17 protein-coding genes are annotated in these 22848 nt (G+C 37.8%); 12 read left to right on the top strand and 5 right to left on the bottom strand.

The features are described from left to right. Positions 1–51 precede the first annotated feature (51 nt). From GVN22_RS08405 to GVN22_RS08385, 5 genes are all read right to left on the bottom strand, one after another. Complete coding sequence (locus tag GVN22_RS08405; RefSeq protein ID WP_166550587.1) at positions 52–5463, bottom strand: T9SS type A sorting domain-containing protein; 5412 nt, start codon at positions 5461–5463, stop codon at positions 52–54. Positions 5464–5629: 166 nt separating this feature from the next. Continuing rightward, on the bottom strand, positions 5630–6757 hold the full coding sequence (locus tag GVN22_RS08400) for a lactonase family protein (RefSeq protein WP_205690821.1): 1128 nt from the start codon (positions 6755–6757) through the stop codon (positions 5630–5632). Between the two features lie 246 nt (positions 6758–7003). Further along, positions 7004–7624 (bottom strand): PepSY-like domain-containing protein, encoded by a 621-nt coding sequence (locus GVN22_RS08395; RefSeq protein WP_166550586.1) that lies wholly within the window; start codon positions 7622–7624, stop codon positions 7004–7006. 104 nt (positions 7625–7728) lie between these two features. Further along, a complete protein-coding gene (locus tag GVN22_RS08390; protein ID WP_166550585.1) occupies positions 7729–8967 on the bottom strand; it encodes an exonuclease subunit SbcD in 1239 nt (412 codons plus the stop codon). Between the two features lie 99 nt (positions 8968–9066). Then, positions 9067–9888 (bottom strand): DUF3667 domain-containing protein, encoded by an 822-nt coding sequence (locus GVN22_RS08385; protein ID WP_166550584.1) that lies wholly within the window; start codon positions 9886–9888, stop codon positions 9067–9069. Between the two features lie 588 nt (positions 9889–10476). On the opposite strand from GVN22_RS08385, the gene GVN22_RS08380 reads away from it, so the two are divergent. From GVN22_RS08380 to GVN22_RS08325, 12 genes are all read left to right on the top strand, one after another. Next, the gene (locus GVN22_RS08380; RefSeq protein ID WP_166550583.1) at positions 10477–11679 is read left to right on the top strand and encodes a pyridoxal phosphate-dependent aminotransferase; all 1203 of its coding nucleotides are present in this window, start codon (positions 10477–10479) and stop codon (positions 11677–11679) included. A gap of 196 nt (positions 11680–11875) precedes the next feature. Next, a complete protein-coding gene (gene nhaD, locus GVN22_RS08375) occupies positions 11876–13165 on the top strand; it encodes a sodium:proton antiporter NhaD (protein WP_166550582.1) in 1290 nt (429 codons plus the stop codon). A 220-nt stretch (positions 13166–13385) separates the two neighbouring features. Further along, positions 13386–14321 carry a fasciclin domain-containing protein gene (locus tag GVN22_RS08370; RefSeq protein ID WP_166550581.1) on the top strand — a complete coding sequence of 312 codons (936 nt, stop codon included), beginning with the start codon at positions 13386–13388 and terminating at the stop codon, positions 14319–14321. 113 nt (positions 14322–14434) lie between these two features. Then, entirely contained in the window at positions 14435–15481 is a 1047-nt protein-coding gene (locus tag GVN22_RS08365; protein WP_166550580.1) for a sensor histidine kinase, read from the top strand. After that, positions 15478–16242, top strand: coding sequence for a LytTR family DNA-binding domain-containing protein (locus GVN22_RS08360; protein WP_166550579.1), 765 nt, complete (start codon positions 15478–15480; stop codon positions 16240–16242). The genes GVN22_RS08365 and GVN22_RS08360 overlap by 4 nt, the downstream gene beginning before the upstream one ends. A 4-nt stretch (positions 16243–16246) precedes the next feature. Beyond that, on the top strand, positions 16247–16960 hold the full coding sequence (locus tag GVN22_RS08355; protein WP_205690820.1) for a hypothetical protein: 714 nt from the start codon (positions 16247–16249) through the stop codon (positions 16958–16960). A 260-nt stretch (positions 16961–17220) separates the two neighbouring features. After that, positions 17221–17919: an ABC transporter ATP-binding protein gene (locus GVN22_RS08350; protein WP_166550578.1), complete on the top strand. Its 699-nt coding sequence runs from the start codon at positions 17221–17223 to the stop codon at positions 17917–17919. 88 nt (positions 17920–18007) lie between these two features. Further along, a complete protein-coding gene (locus tag GVN22_RS08345) occupies positions 18008–18943 on the top strand; it encodes an HlyD family secretion protein (protein ID WP_166550577.1) in 936 nt (311 codons plus the stop codon). Continuing rightward, on the top strand, positions 18940–20079 hold the full coding sequence (locus tag GVN22_RS08340) for an FtsX-like permease family protein (protein WP_166550576.1): 1140 nt from the start codon (positions 18940–18942) through the stop codon (positions 20077–20079). Before GVN22_RS08345 ends, GVN22_RS08340 begins: the two co-directional genes overlap by 4 nt. A 180-nt stretch (positions 20080–20259) precedes the next feature. After that, positions 20260–21582: a TolC family protein gene (locus GVN22_RS08335; RefSeq protein WP_166550575.1), complete on the top strand. Its 1323-nt coding sequence runs from the start codon at positions 20260–20262 to the stop codon at positions 21580–21582. A gap of 5 nt (positions 21583–21587) precedes the next feature. Then, positions 21588–21992 (top strand): hypothetical protein, encoded by a 405-nt coding sequence (locus GVN22_RS08330; RefSeq protein WP_166550574.1) that lies wholly within the window; start codon positions 21588–21590, stop codon positions 21990–21992. A gap of 180 nt (positions 21993–22172) precedes the next feature. Next, the gene (locus tag GVN22_RS08325; protein WP_166550573.1) at positions 22173–22826 is read left to right on the top strand and encodes a MarR family winged helix-turn-helix transcriptional regulator; all 654 of its coding nucleotides are present in this window, start codon (positions 22173–22175) and stop codon (positions 22824–22826) included. Positions 22827–22848: the final 22 nt, after the last annotated feature.

Here is a 22848-nt window from a genome sequence, read left to right as displayed (position 1 = left end):
ATGTTTTAACTTTTTGGATAATAATCTATATGTACAGCTACTTTTCGCCCATTACTCCTTTATCACCTTACGGCTAAAAGTTTTATCTCCGACGGTTAGTTGTAAGAAATAAACGCCTGTTGGTAATGTACTAATATTCAATTGACCTTCATGCGCTTGGGAACGAGTGGTATTATGTTGCACTTCTAATACTCTACCTTGAGTGTCGCTTAGGCGTAAATCATAAGAAGCAGGCTTATCTGCTCTAACTTTCCAGGTCAAATAATCTGAGACAGGAACGGGATACACCTCCACATGAATACCGCTTTCTTCTTCTATGCCTAATACCAACACGGTTACTTTGGCTGTTCCAGTTACTGTACCTGTACCGCAGATATTTTTCACCTCTGAAAGCGCATAAGAGGTCGTTGATAGAGGATTTACCGTAATCTCAAATGGCGTTTTCTGAGCGGTAAATTCTCGTCCATCCGACAATTTAAAAGTCCATGGGGCATGAGAACCCAAATCCACCTTCAACTTAGCTTCCTTGCCATAATCAATCGACTGGTCGCCTGAGATAATGGCTGTAGCTGGGATGTTGGGTAGTTGCCCAATTTTAACAGATAGGCTCATATCCCAACATTTTTCATCGTAAACTAAGCTTCGATAAACTCCTGACTTATTTACTGTCAAAGATGCGGTCGTGGCATTTTCGATTTCTTGTTGATTCATTTGCCAATGGTATCGTAATCCTTTTGCTTCTGGCAATTTCAATTCTACCGTTTTACCTTCACAGAAATACGCAGAATCAGCAGGAGTAATGGGCAAGGATAACTTAGGTTTATATACAAGTATTTTTTTTGATTCGCCTGTACAATTTCCTGAAGATACTTTCAACTGATAAATGCCCTCAGAGACTTGTTTCACATGCGCATCTGTATTCTTGATTGGACTATTGTCCTTATACCATACGTACTGATAGTTTTTTGAAAACTGGTCTGAAGCAGCAACATATATCGATGATTCAATGCTATCATCTATTGTGTTACAAATTTTCAGAGAGTCATTCGTAATATAAAAAGGGAAATCAGATCTTAGCTCAACCTTGATTGAATTAGGATAATAATTGATTGGTTGTGTTTTAGCAACACAACCTGTTACATAATTTACAATCAAGCGATAGGTCGCCTTTTCTGAAATCGTAAACTTATTTAGTGTATCTAAGGATGTGGTTGTTTTGACCGTTACATTATTTTTCTGGATCGTGTATTTCGCTACATTAACCCTTCCCGTCGTTGATTTTATATATTCCTCAAATGGTCTTATCTCATTAGAACATGCTCTTAATTCTCTTACGTTAGGATACAAAGCGGTACTTAAGCCTGAATGAATAAATCGAAGACCAACGGTATCTTTTGCCCAGACTAGCGTAAGGTTTTTTGAAGAAAAATCACAACTTGAACCATCTTTAAATTTTGTACTCACCACCACTTTATAGGTACCAACTTCTTGAAGCCCTGCCTGACCCCAATCATAGGAGTAAGTGGAAAAAGTATTAGTTGAAAAAGACGAGGTGGTATTGGTATTATTTTCATATTTATGGACATAAATAACTTGATTGTCTTTATACCATGTTTGGGTACCACTTACCAAGTTTTTCTCTTGCGCCGAAGTAAGATTATTAAACATCGAAAAACTTAGGTTTATACCACTTCCACTACAAATACTGATGGTATCTGGCTGAATACTATTGTAACGGTTTAGATCATCAGCTAATGTAGTAATAGAAAATTCAATAGTGGGTGGTACTAATGGATTATTAATCACGACCTCATTTGATAACCCAAAACAATCTCCTGAGCTTACTTGAAGCCTATATCTCCCCGACTCAGTTACTGGCAAATTATCAGTGTTTACATTAGGAATTTTAACATCATTCTTTAACCAAGAAAACACGATACTTTTGGGTTCTATTATACTCGAATAGAGAACATAATTGGTAGAATTACAAGCAAGAGGTTGTGCTACTGCCATATCTCCCAAATAAATAGAAACAGGTATTAGTTTATCTTTTCGGGTATTAATTTGCAAGGTTTCAGAATTTGAACGACAGGCACCCAGAGACATCGATACCTTATACACACCTTCCTTGTTAATTTCTAAAGTTGGCGATTTTGTAGTGGCAATAAGCGTATCATTCCGACTCCAAGAATAGCTTGCATTATTATATGAGCTGGCTCTAATAGTCATACTCTCTCTGCCACAATACAAATAGTTATCGTTATTATAAGTGTAAACATTAATGGGTGGATAAATATATTGAAAGCTAACATTTACCTCCTCACTTTTTAACGAACAGCCCGAAGCAAATGCTACTTGAACAGCATATTGCCCTCCTTTATTCTGTTTGACAGTATAGTTTAAATCCTTTGTCGTGGTCAAAGTTTGATTATAATACCATTGAGTATTTGATTTGTCCAGCGCTAAAGCAGATATATTAGCAATCTTCAATACCAGCGAGTCACATCCTGAAAAATTAGTTTTACTAATCAGTTCACTCTCTAACGATGGTAATAATTGGGGTACACTATTTTTATCTACTGAATTGATGGTAAGGGTTCTTCTGGAAGAAACAACTCTTCCATCTGATGTTTCAACCCACACATTGGCTACATCAAACCATTGAGGAATCGTAATTTTAATGGGACTACTTGTTCCAGTACCTACTGTAATAATGGCACCATTTTTCTCCATTTTAGCCACAATCTGTTGATTAGAAGGAAAATCTCCTATCAAAGTGAAGGGTAAATCAAATGTTCCGTTAGGACATGGTGGCTTAAGGGAGTTGAGGGTTTGTTGGTCTATCTGGAGGTCTTTGCAAGTAGATACCGTTTTTAATTGAGTGGTAACTTTCACAGGACACGACGAATAAGGGGAGTAACCTACCAGCGTGTAAGTCCCTTCATAGGTCTTGTTATAAACAGGAATAGTAACATCAAAGGTATTTAATGTACCCTTCTGATTGATATTTGGTCCGTATAACTCGTAGGTTTCAGCAGGAAAAGATACATTCTTATTTTCGGGTAAAAACAAAGGATTAGGAAACTTAAAAGTAAATCCTTCACAAGCCTCTAGAGTCGAAACATAAGTCATTGTAGGAACGGCTGATACATACACTGAAACATCTGCTGTAAGAGCACAAGCAATATGGGTATCCCATGCTTTTACTGTGTAAACACCACTGTTGGCAAGTGAAGGATTAGATATTTGTAGTTGTGCATTTGAAGAAGTAAAACTATTTGGTCCACTCCACTGAATATTTTTTAAATTGGTTTGTGCTGACAAAGTGAACGGTGTGCCAGAACAGGCCGTTATCATACTTTTTTCGACTGCAAGTATATTCTTGACATTCAAAAAAGAAGAAATGGAGGGACAGCTTCCTTGTGTGTATGCCACAACTTGATAGCTATTATTACCTCCTTGACCTATTGGTAAATTTGGCGAAGTAGTTGCGCCTAAATAAACTCCCTTTGAGTACCAAAAGAAGGTATTTGCAGTACTAGAACCAGCGTTTAGTTGCAATGAGGTTCCATTACAGCTCATACTTAATATTGGCTGTGCTAGTGTTGGGGTAATTTCAACTGTTACTGTATCTGAGTAATTAGTACAATCTTGTAACTGCCATTCTACCCAGTACTTCCCTCCCTCGCTGACTGTCAAGTTACAAGGATTATCGGTATCTGGCGAAATAGTTTTACCATCTTTTTTCCATGTTTGAGTAATATAAGTGCTCTGACACTCTGGGCTTGAAAGTGTGTATTCATTACCCGTGCAAATTTTTATATTCTTCTTTTCAAAAGTTTTATAGACAAATGGTGTTTTAGCTGGAGAAATAGTTAATAATTGACTTTGAGCCACACAACCAGTCTTGCTATTTTTAGCAATAAACTGGTATACCCCAGGTTCTCTCATGGATGTCCCATATCCAGTTTTAAACTCTTGTACATCTTTATACCAAATACTACTCCAATCACCACCAATATAATCTTTCATATAAAGATAGGACGTAGCCTCATTAGGGTTTTTGCAAATGTCAAAGTTCATTATGCTATTTCTAATGGGTACTGCAGTTGCTTTACTTCCTTTCGTAATCGTTAATGTGTCGTAAGCCTCACAGGCACCATTCTGTACCTTCAGTACAAAAGTTCCAAATTTATCATCAGTTGAAACGAGGGTCTCCCATTCAGAATAACTTCCAATGAGTTTTCCGTCTAGAAATAACTGCTTTGCTCCTGCCCCTTCAACCCACAAATAAGTGTAATCTGACCAGTCGTTACAAACCAAAAAATCTCTGGTGTCATATTTATTAAGAACGCTAGTTCTAATAGATAAATTAGCCTCTATCTTATTAGTCTTTTTTACGACAAAACCTTCCGATATACCTGAGCAAAACGCATCACGTACTACTAATTTGTACGTACCCTCATCTGATACCGTAATACTTGATCGAGATGTGTTGTCGATAGGTTTATCATTTCTTAACCATTGCCAATTCACATAGTTTTGGTCTACAGTTTGCCCATCAGCACTACCATTCAAAGTTATTGAGCCATTTTTATCACAAATAATATTGCTATTTACACTGGTCGTTATTAAAACTGATGTATTGGCTGTTAGCTTGATATTAATGGGAGAAGAAACATACCTACATGCACCTTTGGTCACAATGGCGCTATAAGTTCCATCAGTATCTATACCAATTGTTGGTGTCCCTATTGAAACTTGCTGTTGATTTTTAAACCAAGTAACCTTCACATCACTTCCCCAGTAGGTAGTATCGATGGTTAATTTATCAAATGTATTTTTACAGAAAGTGTAATCACGAGGAGATGATGATGCTATATAAATTTCCTTACTTGTACCAGTCTGACTTGACTGAAGAAATGCTGTTAATGAATAAGGACAATCTGCATTTGTGAGTTTGATATTAATCGAGTCCTTTTGAATACAACCGTAATCATCTGTTATTTTTACTTTATATAGTCCTTGTACATTCTCATTGAAACCCTTAAATACAGGTATCTTGTCATTGCTACTAAATCCATTGGGGCCTGTCCAAGCATAGGTTATATAGTCGGATTCTAACCCGGGAACAGAAATTAACGACAATTTTGCACCTGTAATTTCTTGAAACATATATCTTGGATACTGCGGGCGTTGCCCCACAACTACTTCTTGTGTAAAGCTTTTTTGGTCAATGATTACAGTATATCTTCCAGAGGCTAATGCGGTCGCATTGGGTATCGAAGGATTTTGGAGATTTGAAGAAAAGCCATTGGGTCCTGTCCAACTGTAAGAACTTCCTCCACTGGCAGTCAGCGAAACCGTACTCCCAATACATACAGGTGAATTTGATGAAGCTTTTTGAGCGGAAACTAACTGATAGTTAAATAGTAGCAAAATAATTAGGTAAAGGTGTTTCATAATATGATGTTGAATTTTAGACTACAAAGAAATGAAGTTTTTCACTCGATAAAAAACTTATTCTTCACTCAAAATCAAAAAAGGCTTAGTGATATCAATCACCAAGCCTCTCGGTATAATCGCAGTTAATTTTACGTTACTTTATCGTATTGGAAAATATTATCCCCTACAACGCATCTGCAAATTTTAAACATACGGGCATCGACACTTCTATAGAATAGCCTGTGTATTTAAGCTTACCTGTTTTTTTATCTCTACTAAATACAGTAACATTATCGCTGTCCTGATTAGCAACTAATACATAATTACCTGTTGGGTCTATCGCAAAGTTTCTTGGTGTTTTGCCTTCTACTGGTGTATTATCTACCCAAGTCAGTTTGCCTGTTTTGGCATCAATGGCATATACCGTAATACTTTCGTGTGCGCGATTGGAAGCATACAAAAATTTACCATCAGCCGAAACATGAATATCTGCATCCCACTTGAGTCCTGTGTAGTCAGACGGTACTGTCGAAATCGTCTGTATGGGTTTCAAGGCACCTTTTTCATAACGATATGCTGTAACTGTTGCCGTTAATTCTTCAATAACGTAAGCGTATTTATTGTTAGGAGAAAATACAAAATGGCGCGGCCCTGAACCTGGTGTCGAGCTGGTAAAAGCAGGTTTACCAGGGTTTAAAAGTCCTTTTTGCGTATCTAACTTATAAGTATAAACTTTATCCATCCCCAAATCTGGCACAAAAACATCGGTATTATTTACTGCAACATTCACAGAGTGAACATGTGGTTTTTCTTGACGATTTTTATTTACCGAACTCCCTGTGTGTTGAATAGTCTGTGTGGCTTTCCCTAGCGTTCCATCTGATTCTACAGGGAGAATACTCAAACTTCCTCCTCCGTAATTACCTACCATAACCCATTTGCCTGTACGGTCGGTAGTTACATGACAAGAACCTGGCCCTCCTGCTGATTGTGAATTGAGATACGATAATACCCCTTGTTTTCTGTCAAATCTGAAAGAATTTACTGTGCCATCGCCATCGGTTTCTCCTACCGAATATACCATTTCTTGCGTAGGTGAAACTGCTACAAAGGAAGGATTTTTGACACCACTAACCGAACTAGCATATTGCAGTTTTCCTGTCGCTGGATTAAAACGATACACATAAATGCCTTTACTAGTTTTGGCAGTGTATGTGCCCACAATCATGTAAAATTCTTTAGATGCTGTTTGGGCTAGGACATTGACCATGGTCGTCATGGTAAGTCCGACGAGTAGAAATAGTTTTTTCACGGGATAGCTGAAGGTTTGAAATAAAATACTTTGATAAAACGAAGTTAGTATTCTGAAAGTAAAATATTGTACTTTACCCAATAAAAAACCACGCTCTTACAACAAGAGCGTGGTTATATGCATCATACAAATTACACTTTTAAATTATTTTATCTGCCATAAGCTGTTGGCGTTATGCTGTAAGCAATCATTGAACATTAGGTCATTTTCAAATCTTCAAATTCCCTAATTTTCAAATCAGATAAATCAATGTCCTCTACCTTTGCCTTTGCCACGACCACCATTCATTGGAGGAATATCAGCTACTTTAACAAAAGTACCTGCCGAGTCAAATATCAAGACCACTCTAGTTGTATCATTTGCGATGCCTACAAACAAGTTTCCATCGGCATTAGTCCCTGCTTTTTTGATGGTATAACCTGAATAATTGGTCGTAACATAGCTAGTCACTGAAGCAGGTAGCGTTGTAATATCTACTGCTGTTAGTTTAGCTTTCTTGCCATATTTTTCGATAATTTGAATAAAATTACCGCTTGCATCAAACAATAATCCTGTATGTGTACTATTCAAAGATATTCCTACAACATATTGTCCTAATGAGTCTGTCGCCGCAAATTTCACTTGTGCTCCTGCGTAGTTAGTAGTGATATAAGAAATAACCTTGCTAGGTAGAGCGGTAGAATCAATAGGCGTTAATTTGCCTTTACATTTAGTTTTTGTGGTCGAATCAGCAGCAGTACGTGCAGCTGACACTTGGATTGCCTCTAAATCACCATCACTTGAAGGTGTAGCACCATCTTGTGATTGACAAGCTACCATATAAAGGCCCACGACAGCCATCAACAATAATAACAATTGTTTTTTCATGTGTACTTATTGGTTTAACTTTTATGAGATTAAAAAATATAGTTGAAACGTTTCATAAGTACATGACTGCTGGTCGACAAAAACCGTTGCCTACTCGACAAAATTTATTCAAAAATCTCTACTGATTGTATTTCTTTAAAAAGCTCCATCAATGATTCGCTTGGGGCTTGACCTTTTCCTTCTTTGCTATTTTTAAAATATTCCACAAAAAGCTCTTCCATGCTTTTGTTATCTATACTCACAATTTTGGAAGTCCCATCATTTCCCTTTTGCAGATTTTTTACCTCAGGGATAATAGGCATCATCATCGGATGCGACTCCATTAGCCTTTTCTTATCTGCCGATTCTAAGTAACTTTCTGTTACCATCGTAATCTGAACAATGGCATCTTGGTTGTCTTCCAACCAAGTCATAGCCTCCTCTATTTCGGTAAATTTGTTTCGTAATAATTTTTTACCTTTGGTTAAGGCAATAGGTAACACATTGACAGGCTGACCAGCTTCTGCCTCTACCACAATAATATATTTGGTCTGATTAGCTTCCGAAAAACTATACGCCAAAGGGCTACTCGAATAAATAATCGGACAAGGTTCTGTATCAATCGTTTGGAATCTGTGCAAGTGTCCTAAAGCTACATACTGCGTTTGAGGAGGAATATTTTCAGAGAAAATAGCTGATGCTCCTCCTACATGGAGAATCGGTTTCTCATCATCTGGTTCCTCTGGCTGTTCTCCTCCATTTTTCATCATAAAGAGGTGTGTTACCAAAAAGTTAATCCCTTTTTCGTCGAAATATTGGTCTGCCAACTGCTTCCAATGCTGTGCCAAATGCTGGCGGAGGCTATCTTCTGTATCCTCCACTCCCAAATAGGTTTTCAAGCGCACCTCGTTGGCGTATGGTGTCAAAATCAAACGTAGAGGCGTTTGCTGCTTGGGTAATGCCAACTCAATATATCCATTATCTACATGCAACACCTCAATGCCTCCCTCGGTAGAGAACGGACGCAAATACGCATTAGGATAGCCCACAAACACGATTCCACAAGCACGGGCTAAAGCATCGGGCACTTCGATACGCTCAGGAGAATCATGATTTCCTGCAATGGCGATCACGGCTCGTGTACCATTTTTGGACAATCTGTGTAAAGTTGAATACAACAATTCGGTGGCTTCAGAAGAAGGATTAAAGTTATCGAACAAATCACCCGCTACAATCACGGCATCTACGTCCTCTTTGTCGGCAATCTCCACGATTTCGGCTAGTACCTCTCGTTGTTCTTCCAAACGAGAGAACATATCCAATCTTTTACCCAAATGCCAATCTGCAGTATGTAATATTTTCATTTTAAAATCAATTATGTATAATGGGCTTTGGGCTGTCAACTGTGTACTTTGGTTTAGTACAATACATCGAACTCAAAATTTATCTCCCAGCACTCTTATTTATTTTCCTCCAGTCACAGCGTTTATCAAGGCGGCTTTATCTCCAAAAAGCGAGATAAAGAATCCTCCAAAACCAGAAATCACGGCAATTACGATAGCCGCTGCGAATATAGAAAGTAATGTTTTTCCAATCGCTGACCAAGTGCTTTTCTCCTCGAAAAACTGCTTATACGCCCAAATCATATATACGATGCTAATGAGAGAGGACATGAGAGATTGAATATAGAAGCCAATGATACTTTGTTTTGTAAAAATCAAAAAAGGAAATAAAAACAACTTTATCAACTCAGAATGTGAAATCACAAATAAATGTAAAACAATACCTTCGACCAAATTATAACGCTCTTTTCCCAAAATTTTAACCGAAAAAAAACCATACAAAAGAATACTAATCATAAGTTGATAGGTATAATTTTCAAAGGCAAAATGGAGGGCTTTTTTGACAAAGGGCATTATAGCTTTTTGTTCTTTTGTATTCATATTTTGCATCATAACATTCATATTGAACAAGTCATCCCAATAATGAATGTAAATCCAAGTAGCCACCCCGCCAATCAATAAAAGATAGTTGACAGGATGAAAATGATTCACTCTTTTTCCCTGTACATACTCCCGCACCGAATGCCCTGGACGAGTACTCATCATTTTTAAGGTATATAACAAGCCTCTATTAAAATAGGTAAAGGCATTGAGCAGTTCCGAAAATATATCGTTGAAAACCAACCTTTTGGTAGTAGCTTTTTGTCCACAGTTCGGACAATAGTGCCCGTGGTATTCGTTTTGACAGTTTTTACAATGGATTAAATCGTGCGAATGACTCATACAAATATAGGTTTGGCTAATAATGGAGAGGTTGAAAATGGTGAATTGCAAGTTCGTACTGTACGAAGGATTGAGTTATTGATTTCAGATATCGGATGTTGGATTTCGGAAATATAGCCTACTCTTCACCTGCAAAATACTGAATTCTTTGTCAATGAGCAATCAGAAAAACTTGAACACCCCATTGAAGCTTTTTAAACTTTTTCGTTATGGGTGAATAAATTCACCCGCTAAGTGGAAAACTTGCATATTGTTAGCCATTCACCTAGCGCCTCACCCCTATCCCCTAAAAAAACACTCAAACACTTTGTGCCTTTGTGCCTGTTCACTAAAACTAAAAACTATACCCTAGTGCCTATACCCTATCTCCTAGTGCCTCACCCTATCCCCTGACCCCCAAAAATTACCATTTCAGTAATTTAAGCATCTTTTTTTTGTCAAGTTTACAAAAAATAAAAGCCAATATTAATTAATCAAAAAAAAGTTAGTTTAAGCAATCTCCTTCAAGTAACTTTGTGCAATTTTGGGGGTGACTGTAATTTGCTCAAATCTTCCTCGTTTTTTTCATAATCCGAAACAACAAAAACAATGTCTGTCGAATTATTATCAAGTCGAATCAACGCATTAGAAGAGTCGGCTACGTTGGGAATGACCAAAAAAGCTCGCGAATTGGCAGCTCAAGGTCACAAAGTGATTAGTTTATCTGTAGGTGAACCAGATTTCAAAACACCAAAGCACATTTGTGATGCTGCTAAGGACGCTATCGATGCTGGTTTTCACGGTTACTCACCAGTGGCTGGTTATCCTGACTTGCGTAAAGCAATTGCCGATAAATTAAAACGTGACAACAACCTTGAGTGGGGTCCAGAAAATATCGTAGTTTCTACAGGAGCAAAACACGCATTGGCAAATGCTATTTCGGTATTGGTAAACCCTGGCGAAGAAGTAATCATCTTTGCTCCTTATTGGGTATCATACTCTGAAATGGTAAAATTAGCTGAAGGTACTTCTGTAATTGTAGAAGGTGCTTTTGATAATAACTTCAAAGTAACTCCAGAGCAATTTGAGGCAGCAATCACACCTAAAACGAAATTGGTGATGTTTGCTTCTCCAAACAACCCTACTGGTTCGGTATATACTGAAGAAGAATTGAGAGCTATTGCTGCTATTGTTGAAAAACATCCAAATATCTTCGTTTTAGCTGACGAGATTTATGAATATATCAACTTTACAGCGGGTGGTCACTTCTCAATCGGTTCTATTCCAGCTATCAAAGACCGTGTAATCACTGTAAATGGTGTTGCAAAAGGTCATGCGATGACTGGTTGGAGAATTGGTTTTACAGCATCTGCTAAATGGATTGCTGAAGGTCTTGAGAAATTACAAGGTCAAGTTACTTCTGGTACTTGTTCAATCGCTCAGAAAGCTGCTACTGCTGCTTTCAATGGTCCTTTGGATGAGGCTTACAAAATGAAGGAAGCTTACGACCGTCGTCGTCACCTTGTAGTTGGTTTGTTACGTGAAATCCCAGGTTTCAAAGTAAATATGCCAGACGGTGCATTCTACGCATTCCCTGATATTAGCTACTACTTTGGTAAAACAGATGGCAAAACAACGATCAACAATTCAGATGATTTCTGTATGTGGTTGTTGGCTGAGGCTTTTGTTGCTACTGTAGCTGGTTCGGGCTTTGGTGCGCCAAACTGTATGCGTATTTCAACTGCTGCTGCTGACGAACAATTAGCAGAAGCTTGCGAAAGAATTAAAACTGCTGTTGCTAAATTGAAATAAGTATTGATGTACTAAAAGTGATATTTGACATTGGAGGGAACAAAGATTAGTAAGCCAGATTTGCTTTCATAATTCATCACTCGCCATTCATCACTCATATAAAACCCCTGTTTTGGTTCTTCCAAGCAGGGGTTTTGACTTTATACTGTATTTTGCTACTTTCGAGGCTCTATCGAGTATCATTATCCCTTTTATTATGTTATCGACTATCATCATTGTATTTGTGGTTGGCTATTTGGCCATCGCTCTCGAACATCCTATCAAAGTCAATAAAACAGCAACAGCATTACTTACAGGCGTGGCTTGCTGGACGGTCTATGCACTCGGAAGTGCCCACGAACCAGAAAAGGTAGTCGACGAGCTTTCACACCATTTAGGAAGTGTTGCCGAAATCCTTTTCTTCTTATTAGGTGCTATGACCATTGTGGAGCTCGTTGATGCTCACCAAGGCTTTAAACTTATTACCGACCGTATTACTTCTAAAAATAAAGTAACGCTTCTCTGGATTTTAGGACTGATTACTTTCTTTTTGTCTGCCGCTTTAGACAATCTAACTACTGCCATTGTGATGGTTTCGGTAGTACGTAAGTTAATTAAAGACCCAGAGACGCGTAAGCTTTTTGCAGGTATCGTAATCATTGCCGCCAATGCAGGTGGAGCTTGGTCTCCGATTGGGGATGTTACTACCACCATGTTGTGGATTGGAGGACAAATCACCGCAGGTAATATCATGAAAGGCTTATTTTTACCAAGCTTGATTTCTTTGTTAATTCCACTGTTGTTTATGACCTCTCGACTCAAAGGAAAAGTAAAATCTTTACCTGCCGAAGAGGATATCCATTCGTCCGAAAATGCACATCAACTCATTGTAGAGGCTCAAAACTCAACCATTATGCTTGTTCTGGGGCTAGGAAGTTTATTATTTGTACCAATTTTCAAAACTATAACACATTTACCTCCTTATATGGGAGTTCTATTAGGACTAGGAATCGTTTGGGTTGTTTCCGAAATTTTACATAGTGGAAAAGACGAAGAAGAGCGCAAGCCATTTTCGGTAGCACACGCTCTTAGTAAAATTGATACCTCAAGTATTCTATTCTTCTTGGGGATTCTTATTGCCATTGCGGCCTTGGAATCAACGCATTTACTTACAAATTTGGCTATGTGGATGGATAAAACTATTGGTAATCAAGATATTATTGTCACTACGATTGGATTAGCTTCTGCCGTTATCGACAACGTTCCTTTAGTGGCTGCGTCGATGGGCATGTATGATTTGGCTCAATATCCTGTCGATAGTAAACTTTGGGAATTTATGGCATACTGTGCTGGTACAGGCGGAAGTATCTTAATTATAGGTTCGGCGGCAGGTGTAGCAGTTATGGGTATGGAAAAAATTGATTTTATCTGGTATATGCGTAAAATCAGTCTTCCTGCCCTATTGGGTTATTTTGCGGGCATTGCTGTGTTTTTGTTACTTTATTAGAAAACAAAGCTATACTTCTACATTGCGCTATACATTTTGAATCAAATGTATAGCACAATTTTTATTTAAAACACCTCCTAAATCCAAGGCTACCATAATACAGTTCACGGAAAAGAACTTAGTATTCGCACCATAATATAGTCGCTTCACTCCATTTTCAATATCCAATTTCAAGGAGCTCAAGTTATAAAGTTGAATTAAACATTAATCCTTTATACTTATGAAAAACCTTAGAAAAACCGGACTAGCCTTATTAGGTTTCGTATTACTTGGCTTGAGCGCATGCTCAAAAGACGACGAAAACAACACTGTCATGACAAAAGACATCACAGATGTTGCCATTGCTGATCCACAATTTAGCACCTTAGTTTCTGCCTTAACTAAAGCCAATCTAGTAACTGCGCTAAAAGCGACGGGACCGTTTACGGTATTCGCTCCTAATAATACAGCATTTACAAAAGCTGGTATTACTAGTTTGGATGGTGTTAATAACACCGACCTTACCAATATCCTGACCAACCATGTGGTTTCGGGAGAGGTAATGGCTGCCAATGTGACTTCGGGTACGGTACAAACACTAAACCCTAGTAGCCCAATTTATATTTCGAAAAACGCAGATGGCGTATTTATCAACGGAAATATCAAAGTAATTGCTACGGATGTGGATGCATCAAATGGCGTAATTCACGTAATTGATAATGTGATTGTACCTCCAACCAAAAACTTGGTTACGATTGCGGCAGAAAATAGCAACTTCACTGAGCTTGTAAGTCTAGTGACTGCTGCCGATCCAGCTGTGGCAACAGCCCTTTCTCAGGCATCAGCAAACGGACTAACCGTTTTTGCTCCTACTAATGCTGCTTTTACAGAACTTTATAAAACTGTTCCAAAAGCAACCTTGTTAGACCCAGCCAATCGTACGTTATTGACCAATGTATTGTTGTACCATGTCGTACCAGGACGTGTATTCTCAACAGACCTACCAAATGTTTCGGGTGAGGTTGCAACCGCTAATTCAGCAGCGAAAGTGACATTCAACTTAGCAGGTGGAGCTAAAGTGATTGGCAAATCAAGTGGAAACTCAAATATTACCTCAGCTAATATTTTGGCTACAAATGGCGTAATCCATGTAATCGACAAAGTATTGTTACCATAAATAGTAGATAGTGTCTTTACTTAGCCCTCGTCGACCTTGGACGGGGGTTATTTATTTTCAAACATACCCGCATACAAAACCGTTATCGATATACCACTCTTTCTACTTAATCTATGCAAAGTCTATATGCTCATTCGTTTCGTTTCTTGTGGGTTGCTATTCTCACTGTGTATTCTTTTGCCAATACACTAGTTACCGAAACCCTCAACTACTATCCTATTCCTTTGAAAGAGCCAGAGCTATTGTTCTTGTTCTTCCTATTAATTTTGGGTATTTGGGAAGGGAATAGGCTTATTTTCTTATTTATTTCTCGATTTCATTATCCCAAACTATGGTATAAACTCCTTTTGGGTATGGCTAGCAGCATTTTGCTTACCGCTATTTTGGCTGTTGGCTTGGGATACATCTTTGCAAGCATTTGGGAAGTCAAACACAATGATTCTTTCGGTTTATTAATCAAACTATTTTTGATGTTTGCTTTCAGAATCAACCTTTTTCTCAATATTCTAAATACCATTTATTTGTACGTTCATGAGTTTGAAATGATGGCATTAGAAACCGAAAAGCTCCGTCAAATCAGTACTCAAGCACAACTTCAGGCTATTCGAAATCAAATAAACCCTCATTTTTTATTCAATAACCTGAGTGTTTTAAGTTCTTTGATTAGCACCGATACCACCAGCTCAATCCAGTTTGTTAAACAATTTTCCAATGTTTATCGATATGTTTTAAAACACCACGATAAAGAATTGATTACCATTTCAGAGGAACTAGATTTCACTAAATCCTATCTATTTCTTTTACAAAAGCGTTTTTATGAAGGTATTCTTGTTGAAATCAAGGTAGAAGAACAATACCTCAATTGGCAAATTGTACCGATGGCATTACAAATGTTACTCGAAAATACCATCAAACACAATATTGCTACCAGCGCCAGTCCTTTGAAAATCACACTCTATACCGAACACCCTTATTTAGTTTTATCAAACAACTTACAACCCAAACTGGTTAATACTACAGAATCCACCAATAAAGGCTTGAGTAATATCATTCAACGCTATCAATTCTTGAGTCCTTTGAAGGTAGAAGTGATTAAAACTACACATGAATTTCTGGTAAAAATTCCCATTATTAAATTATCCTCTGAAGATCTATTATGAAAGTATTGATTATTGAAGACGAATATCACTCTGCACAACGAGCCAAAAGTTTGCTCCTTGAGTACGACCAAAACATTAATGTGGTAGACACCGTCGACTCGGTTGAAAAAGCTACCAATTGGCTTGTCAAACATCAAGAACCAGACCTGTTATTGGTAGATATACATTTGGCAGACGGTTCAAGTTTTGATATTTTCAAGAAAATACCTGTCAAAAATCCTGTCATATTTACGACAGCCTATGACCAATATGCGATTCAGGCCTTCAAAATTAATAGCATAGATTATCTTCTAAAACCATTGGATTTTGAAGATTTGAGCCAAGCGCTCAACAAATATCATCAGCTCAGCTACGATAGAAAATCCATCGACTCGCTTGACATTCAGCGAATTATCCAGAGTATAGAAACCAATCAGAAAAAGTATAAATCTAGGTTTTTGGTCAAGTTTGGCGATACGCTACAGTATAAAACACTGGACGAAATTGCCTACTTCTTTGCTGACGACAAAATCGTGTATTTGGTTTGCCACGATGCCAAACGATATATCATTGATTACACTTTAGAGCAACTCGAACAGCTTTTGCAGCCAGACTTTTTCTTTCGTCTCAACCGAAAAGTCATTACCAAAATTGCCTCTATTGCGACTGTCAAAGCCGTCTACAACGGGCGTTTGCTTGTCAAACTTAAGCCAAACTTTGAATCAGAAATTTATGTATCCAAAGAGCGATGTTCAGAATTTAAGACATGGCTAGACCAATAATATTATGAAAAACTATCTCATTAAGACCTTTTATCTAGCATTCATTTTTTTGATAAATCAGACTATTGGTATAGCGCAGCATCGTGTACATCTGAAGAATGGAAGTCAAATTTTAGGAAAAATATTAAATTCGGATGCCTCCTCAGTTGCTATCCAAACCATTGATCAATCTATATGGGTTTTTACTAATTCAGAAATCCAACAAGTAGATACCCTGAGTCAGAATTTTGGAAAAACAACTTATAAAAGAAAAGGATTTGTCAATTATACCGAACTCGGGCCGCTTGCCATGAGTAATCGAGCATCCAATGGTGTTACAACCTCAGCTTTCTCGTTTCAAACAACCAACGGATATAGATTCAATCCGCTCCTCTATCTTGGCGTTGGTGTAGGGGCAGATTTGTATGCCGTTCAGACTTTTGTCCCTGTTGTGCTGAGTGTTCGCGGTGATTTAAGTACGACCTCCGCCAAAATTCCATTTTACTTTGTGGAGGGAGGATATAGTATCAATGCAACATCCAATGATGTTCCGACCATCAAATACCAAGGCGGTGCAACCTTTGCGGTGGGTCTAGGTATCAAACTTCTTTTTCAAGAAAATAACGGATTTTTACTCGGACTCGGCTATCGTTATCAAGAATCCTCCGTGACAGAAAAACTCCAAAAATCTACCGAAGTATTCAATCGATTAAGTATTAGAGTAGGTTTTAGTTTTTAAATAGCCATTTTTTGCCTCTACTAGTTCAAGACTCAGTCTTGAACTTACTTTTTTAAGCAGTTTTAAAACTGAAAATCAATCGTATACAATTCCTGCATTCAATACCTTTTAACACTTCCTAAAACTTCTTCAAACAATTTACCAGTTCCAGAGGTTTTATATATGTTTTTGAACTATTATAAAAAATATAGTACGAAAACATATATAAAATACTAATAATTGTATTACTTTTGACAAAGTAAAATGTTATCGTACTATTTATGGAAATTGTAGCAAGTGTATCTAATGCCTCAAAGCAGTACAAAACTGGCGATACAGTAATTACTGCCCTACAACCTTCTAGCTGTGAATTCCGAAAAAATGAGTTAACACTCATTATAGGCCCTTCGGGTTCTGGAAAAACTACTTTGCTATCACTCCTAGGCTGTGTGATTTTCCCGAGTACGGGCGAGGTTACTATTTGCGACCAAGTAATCAATGGGCTTAATCAGAATCAACTTGCTAAGGTTCGCCTTCAAAATATTGGATTCGTTTTCCAGAGCTTCAATTTATTGGCACCACTCAATGCCCTCGAAAATGTCATGCAACCACTATTATTATTAGGCATTTCTAGAAAAGAAGCACGTCAGCGCGCTACAGAGGCCTTACGCAAGGTAAGTATGGAAGACCGTATGTATAACCTTCCGAAGATGCTGAGTGGTGGACAACAACAAAGAGTTGCCATTGCTCGTGCGCTAGTAACCAACCCTCCATTGATGCTATGCGATGAACCTACAGCAGCCCTCGATACCAAAAGCGTATCCGTAGTCATGGAAGAGCTCAAAACACTCTCGACTTCAGGGAAATCTGTGGCGGTTGTTACCCACGATTTACGATTAAAAAAGTTCGCAGATAGAATTATTTACGTCAACAACGGTATGATTTCCGACCATCAGGAAGAGGAAGATATGCTCCTATAACTGACAACTAAGGTTTGTTACGTATACCAAAAAGAGTTTGATTTTTTAGAAATATGCTTTTGTACTTTCATTCAAAATAACTTTCCAAATGAAGCATTACATACTATTGTGCCTATCAGTAGCTCTACTGATGAGCTGTAATAAAGACCAGTCAAAAGAATCATCTAATCAAAAACAATCCAATCCTAAAGCTCCTACAAAATTGGTAGTAGCCATCGGAAGAGTAGAACCACAAGAAGGTATTATTAAGCTATCGGCACCTGTGGGAGGTATTGTCAAAAAAGTCATGAAAGATGATGGTGACAAGGTACAACTCAATGAAGTTATTTTACAACTCGATGACGATACCGAACAAAATAAAATCAATGAATTGAAAGTCAAAATAGCGACTCAACGTACTCAAATAGACATTTCACAATCGAAAGTAGCAGAGGTTACGGCCAATCTAAAAAACAAAAAACTACTTTTGGAAAGAGCAAAACAGCTGATTGCTAAGGGTGCCGAAACCCAACAAGTCTACGATAATTTAACAACAGACCTAGAGGTTTTGGAAGCCAATCTCAGCGCTGCCAAAACGCAAGTACAATTGGCAAATAGTGAGTTGAATGAACTTCAAACACAATTACAAACCCTTTACCGTGAGGCTAACAAAAAGATATTCAGAGCTCCTTTTTCGGGTATAATCCTTGACAGAACCGTCAATCAAGGCGAATCTGTTAGTCAATTTGCCAGCTATGCAGAGGTGGCTCCTCAAGGAAAGCTTATCATCAGAGCCGAGGTAGATGAAATGTTTAGTAGCAGTATCAAAATTGGTGACGCTGTCGAAATTGTCAATATTGGTAGTAGCAATGTTATTGCAAAAGGGCAAATTTCGTCGATGGCTCCTTACTTGAAAAAGAAATCGCTCTTTTCTGAAAAAGCAGATGACCAAGAAGATCGAAGAGTTCGTGAAATACGCATTTCCGTAGTTGATGATAAGAACCTCGTAATCAATGCCAAAATTGAATGTAACATCAAGCTATGATACAAACGGCCTTTAAATTTATCAAATACGACACCGCCAAAAGTATTGGCGTAATCGTAGGTATTGTGATTAGTATTTTCCTGATTGGTCAACAAATTGGTATCCTTGGCTTCTTGACAGGGCTAATGGGAGGACTCGTAGAAAACTCCCGTAAGGATATTGCCCAAATTTGGGTCATCGACAATATTACCCGCAATGCCAACGAACTTGGCAAGCTAGACGAACGGTACGTTCGAGAAATTAGAAGTGTTGATGGAGTAGCCAATACTTACCCAGTAGTAGTATCAAATGGTCTAGTAAAATTCAAAAACGGAAAAACAGCCTCTGTTTTATTAATTGGAAGTGAAGCACCTGTTTTTGTGGCAGGCCCAAATCCTGTAAAGGTTTTTAAAGGCAAAATCAATGACCTAGCCCAAGACCAAGCTATGTCGGCAGAATTCTTTGACCAAAAAACCTTTGATGCAGAACTAGAAGTAGGCACTAGAGTTGAGATTAATGGAAAGGAAGCCCAAATTAGCCTGCAAACCAAAAACGCCAGAGGCTTTGCAGGAGCGTTCTTTTACACTACACTCAGCAAAGCACGTTACTATGGTGGATTTCCTGAAAATAAAGTCAGCATCGTCGCTATTCAAGTAAAACCAGGCTACGATGTAGCGTCGGTCATCAAAAGCATTAATACCAAGTTTTATGGTATTCGTGCTTGGGATGCCAACGAGCTTCAGGCTTCCACGATTAGCTTTATTACTATTTCCTCCAATATCGGTACAAGTATTGGGTCGTTAGTTGTGTTTGCTATCATCAGCGGCTTCTTTATAATTGGGCTCACACTGTATTCGGCGGCACTCGACCGTATCAAGGATTATGGTACTCTCAAAGCCATTGGTGCAACCAACAGTTATGTGCGAAATTTGATTTTACTCCAGTCCTTCTTTTTTGCCATCATTGGTTTTGTAATAGCCTTTGCACTTTTACTAGGTTTCAAAAAAGGCGTAGAAAATGCTGGGTTAGCGATTAACTATTCGAGCTTGGAGATACTGGGCTTGTTTATCATTACGCTATTTATCTCAATGGGAGGCTCTTTGTTTGCCATCAAAAAAATCAACGGCGTCGAGCCAGCCTCGGTATTTAGAGGATAGCGGTTAGGTTTGAATTGCGGATTTGGGATTTCTGATTTCGGAAATAAAGTAAAATACCTCTATTTTTTACAAAATATAAAAGATTACACTTCCGAAATCCCACATCCAATATCCGAAATAAATGGTTTTTATTATCCTTCGTACACTCCTAATTCATCATTTGATATATCTTGATATTTTATGAAATCAATACTAATCATCATTTGTTTGCTATTGGTACATTCCATGTATGCTCAAATTACAGTCAATGAATGTATCGAAAATGGTTTAAAACATAAACCTAATATCAAAACAGCCCAAGCAGATCTTGCTGTGGCTGCGCTAAAAAGTTTGGATGCTCAATCTAAATTTTTGCCTCAAATTGCCTTAGCGTATGAATACCGCTACAACCCGATTATCTCCACACAGATAGTACCAACGGGGTTATTTAGCAGTACGCCAACTTCGGAAACACAGGCTATTCGTTTTGGTACCAAATGGCAACAAAATGCAGGCGTTACTGTGTATCAGCCCTTGATTGATTTGTCACTAAAAAGTAAGATTAAGGAAAGTAAAATCAATGAGTCTTTGGCAAATTGGGATCTCAAAAAAGCAGAAGAAGATTTTGTCTTTGAAATAATCAATTCCTACAGTCAAATACTTCTTTATCAGCTTCAAAGTCAAGAGTCCGCCTCTGATTCTGTTCGTAGTTATATCTCTATGTCTATGTTAGAGGCAAAGTTTAAAGAAGGAAAAGTATTGAAAACCGAGTTGAATACAGCCAAAATCAATCATAACAATAACCTTTCGGCATTTCAGAAGGCTTTTTCAAACTTGATTAATGAGAAAATTTACTTGAACTATCTTACCAATATCAGTCTCGAAAAGTTGTTATCTGATTCATATATCCCTATCAACGATGTTTTGAACAATACGCCCAACAATACCACATTTGAATCAAGTATTGATTTTCAGAAATTCTTAACAAAAGAACAACTGCTCAATCAGCAGATTCAAACTGAACAAACCCAATATCGACCAACGTTGGGAGTTCAAGGATTTATTGGCGCCAACCAATACACACAAAGCATCAATCCCTTTTTGGCTAATTCATGGTTTGGCAATAGCTACGTAGGATTAGCGGTAAAACTGCCCATTTTTGCACCTGACAAATCCATTAATTTGAGCAAACAACTCCAAAAACAACTTACAGTAGTCGAAAACCAGAAGGAAGAATTTAAGTCTCAAAAAAATAAGGATATTTTACAAAACACCAATACCATCGAAAGGCTACAGAAAGAGATTGTTTTTGCCGAAAAAAACATCGCCCTTTTAAAAGAAAACCTAGATATTTATCAAGCTCGACTTCAAACAGGACAGCTTGAAGCCTCAGAGTTAAATACGCAAGAAAGCGCTTTACAAAAAGCCCTTGTGCAACAGTTACAACTCAAAGAGCAACTCAATAAGACCTTTATGGATAGGCTATATATTAGTGGTAACCTTCTCGAAAAATTCAAAAAATAAATCACATGACTCTCAAACCTGATACCATCAAGCACAGCATTCAAATAACTCATTCATCGATTGAGTCTTTTGGTTACGAGTTAAAAACCTGGAATTTTGATGCTGACAATTTTAGTTTATCATTTTCCAAAAAGAATATTTTTCCAAATGATGATAAAAGCTTTTCGATTGACGCTTTACTGCTTCAATCCCTTGAGCTATACAAACGATTTGTGGAATATGGCGACCATTTCCAGCTCACTAATTTTCACTGTATTAATTTGATTATAAATAAGCAGTCTATCCATGATTTCATTATTGAAATAGATTGGTTATCTACCCCAAACACCCACCAGAAATTTCTTGAGGCTTATTGCTACAATGAATCTGGACAGCTTTTGGGCAAAGGCACTGCCCTGTTGAATAAGTAATAATTACGTACCTTTGAGAAAAAAAATTATCCGTTTTAAGCTCTAGGCTTTATGCTATAAGCAAAAAGAATCAAAATATTTCATACGAAATTACTAGCTCATTGCTTACAGCTTATTGCCTAAAGCTCAATAATGCCAGTTTGCATTATTACGTATCACTTCATAACGGTTTTGAGACCCATGAATAAGCAAGTTTTAATTGAAGTAATAGAACATCTCGACAAATTTCATTCAGAATATAAAGGTGGAGATGATTATACCATGGATGATTTCTTGGGGTATCTCAACACACAACGTCCAAGTAAAGATATTGAGATGCGTAAAGTGGGCGGCGACCAAGCGCAACATTTAGATACTGTACGACAAGAGAGTAACAGCGATGTGGCGATCTTGGTAACATTGTTGTTTCGTTATGCCAAAGGATATATCAAGAAAGCCTTACAAGACAGCATCATTCAAACTGCTGACGAATTTGCCTTTTTGATTACTCTTATCACTTTTGAAAGCCTGACCAAAACCGAATTGATTTCGAAACAGGTAATGGAAAAAACATCTGGAGTGGAAGTAATCAAGCGCTTAGTTGGACAAGGGCTCATTCATGAGTTCTCTGATTTGACAGACAAAAGAAGTGTGAGGGTAAGTATAACAGACAAGGGTAAAATGGAGGTAATGAAAGTGCTTCCAGAAATGAGTAAAGTCTCTCGAATCGTAGTAGGAAATTTAGTGCCATCAGAAATCACGACACTCTCCTATCTCATGAAAAAGCTCGATTTCTATCATAACGACATTTTTATGAATAACAAAAATGCCAGTCTGGATGAGTTACTGAAATAGGGGTTAGGGGTTAGGGGTTAGG

Source organism: Cellulophaga sp. BC115SP (assembly GCF_009905545.1).
GTDB classification, from domain to species: domain Bacteria; phylum Bacteroidota; class Bacteroidia; order Cytophagales; family Spirosomataceae; genus Flectobacillus; species Flectobacillus rivi.
This window is presented reverse-complemented; position numbering and strand designations above follow the sequence as displayed.

Coding starts and splice junctions, on each gene's coding strand:
- GVN22_RS08405 (WP_166550587.1), bottom strand. CDS start 5,463: ATGAAACACCTTTACCTAATTATTTTGCTACTATTTAACTATCAGTTA.
- GVN22_RS08395 (WP_166550586.1), bottom strand. CDS start 7,624: ATGAAAAAACAATTGTTATTATTGTTGATGGCTGTCGTGGGCCTTTAT.
- GVN22_RS08390 (WP_166550585.1), bottom strand. CDS start 8,967: ATGAAAATATTACATACTGCAGATTGGCATTTGGGTAAAAGATTGGAT.
- GVN22_RS08385 (WP_166550584.1), bottom strand. CDS start 9,888: ATGAGTCATTCGCACGATTTAATCCATTGTAAAAACTGTCAAAACGAA.
- GVN22_RS08380 (WP_166550583.1), top strand. CDS start 10,477: ATGTCTGTCGAATTATTATCAAGTCGAATCAACGCATTAGAAGAGTCG.
- nhaD (WP_166550582.1), top strand. CDS start 11,876: ATGTTATCGACTATCATCATTGTATTTGTGGTTGGCTATTTGGCCATC.
- GVN22_RS08370 (WP_166550581.1), top strand. CDS start 13,386: ATGAAAAACCTTAGAAAAACCGGACTAGCCTTATTAGGTTTCGTATTA.
- GVN22_RS08365 (WP_166550580.1), top strand. CDS start 14,435: ATGCAAAGTCTATATGCTCATTCGTTTCGTTTCTTGTGGGTTGCTATT.
- GVN22_RS08360 (WP_166550579.1), top strand. CDS start 15,478: ATGAAAGTATTGATTATTGAAGACGAATATCACTCTGCACAACGAGCC.
- GVN22_RS08355 (WP_205690820.1), top strand. CDS start 16,247: ATGAAAAACTATCTCATTAAGACCTTTTATCTAGCATTCATTTTTTTG.
- GVN22_RS08350 (WP_166550578.1), top strand. CDS start 17,221: ATGGAAATTGTAGCAAGTGTATCTAATGCCTCAAAGCAGTACAAAACT.
- GVN22_RS08345 (WP_166550577.1), top strand. CDS start 18,008: ATGAAGCATTACATACTATTGTGCCTATCAGTAGCTCTACTGATGAGC.
- GVN22_RS08340 (WP_166550576.1), top strand. CDS start 18,940: ATGATACAAACGGCCTTTAAATTTATCAAATACGACACCGCCAAAAGT.
- GVN22_RS08335 (WP_166550575.1), top strand. CDS start 20,260: ATGAAATCAATACTAATCATCATTTGTTTGCTATTGGTACATTCCATG.
- GVN22_RS08330 (WP_166550574.1), top strand. CDS start 21,588: ATGACTCTCAAACCTGATACCATCAAGCACAGCATTCAAATAACTCAT.
- GVN22_RS08325 (WP_166550573.1), top strand. CDS start 22,173: ATGAATAAGCAAGTTTTAATTGAAGTAATAGAACATCTCGACAAATTT.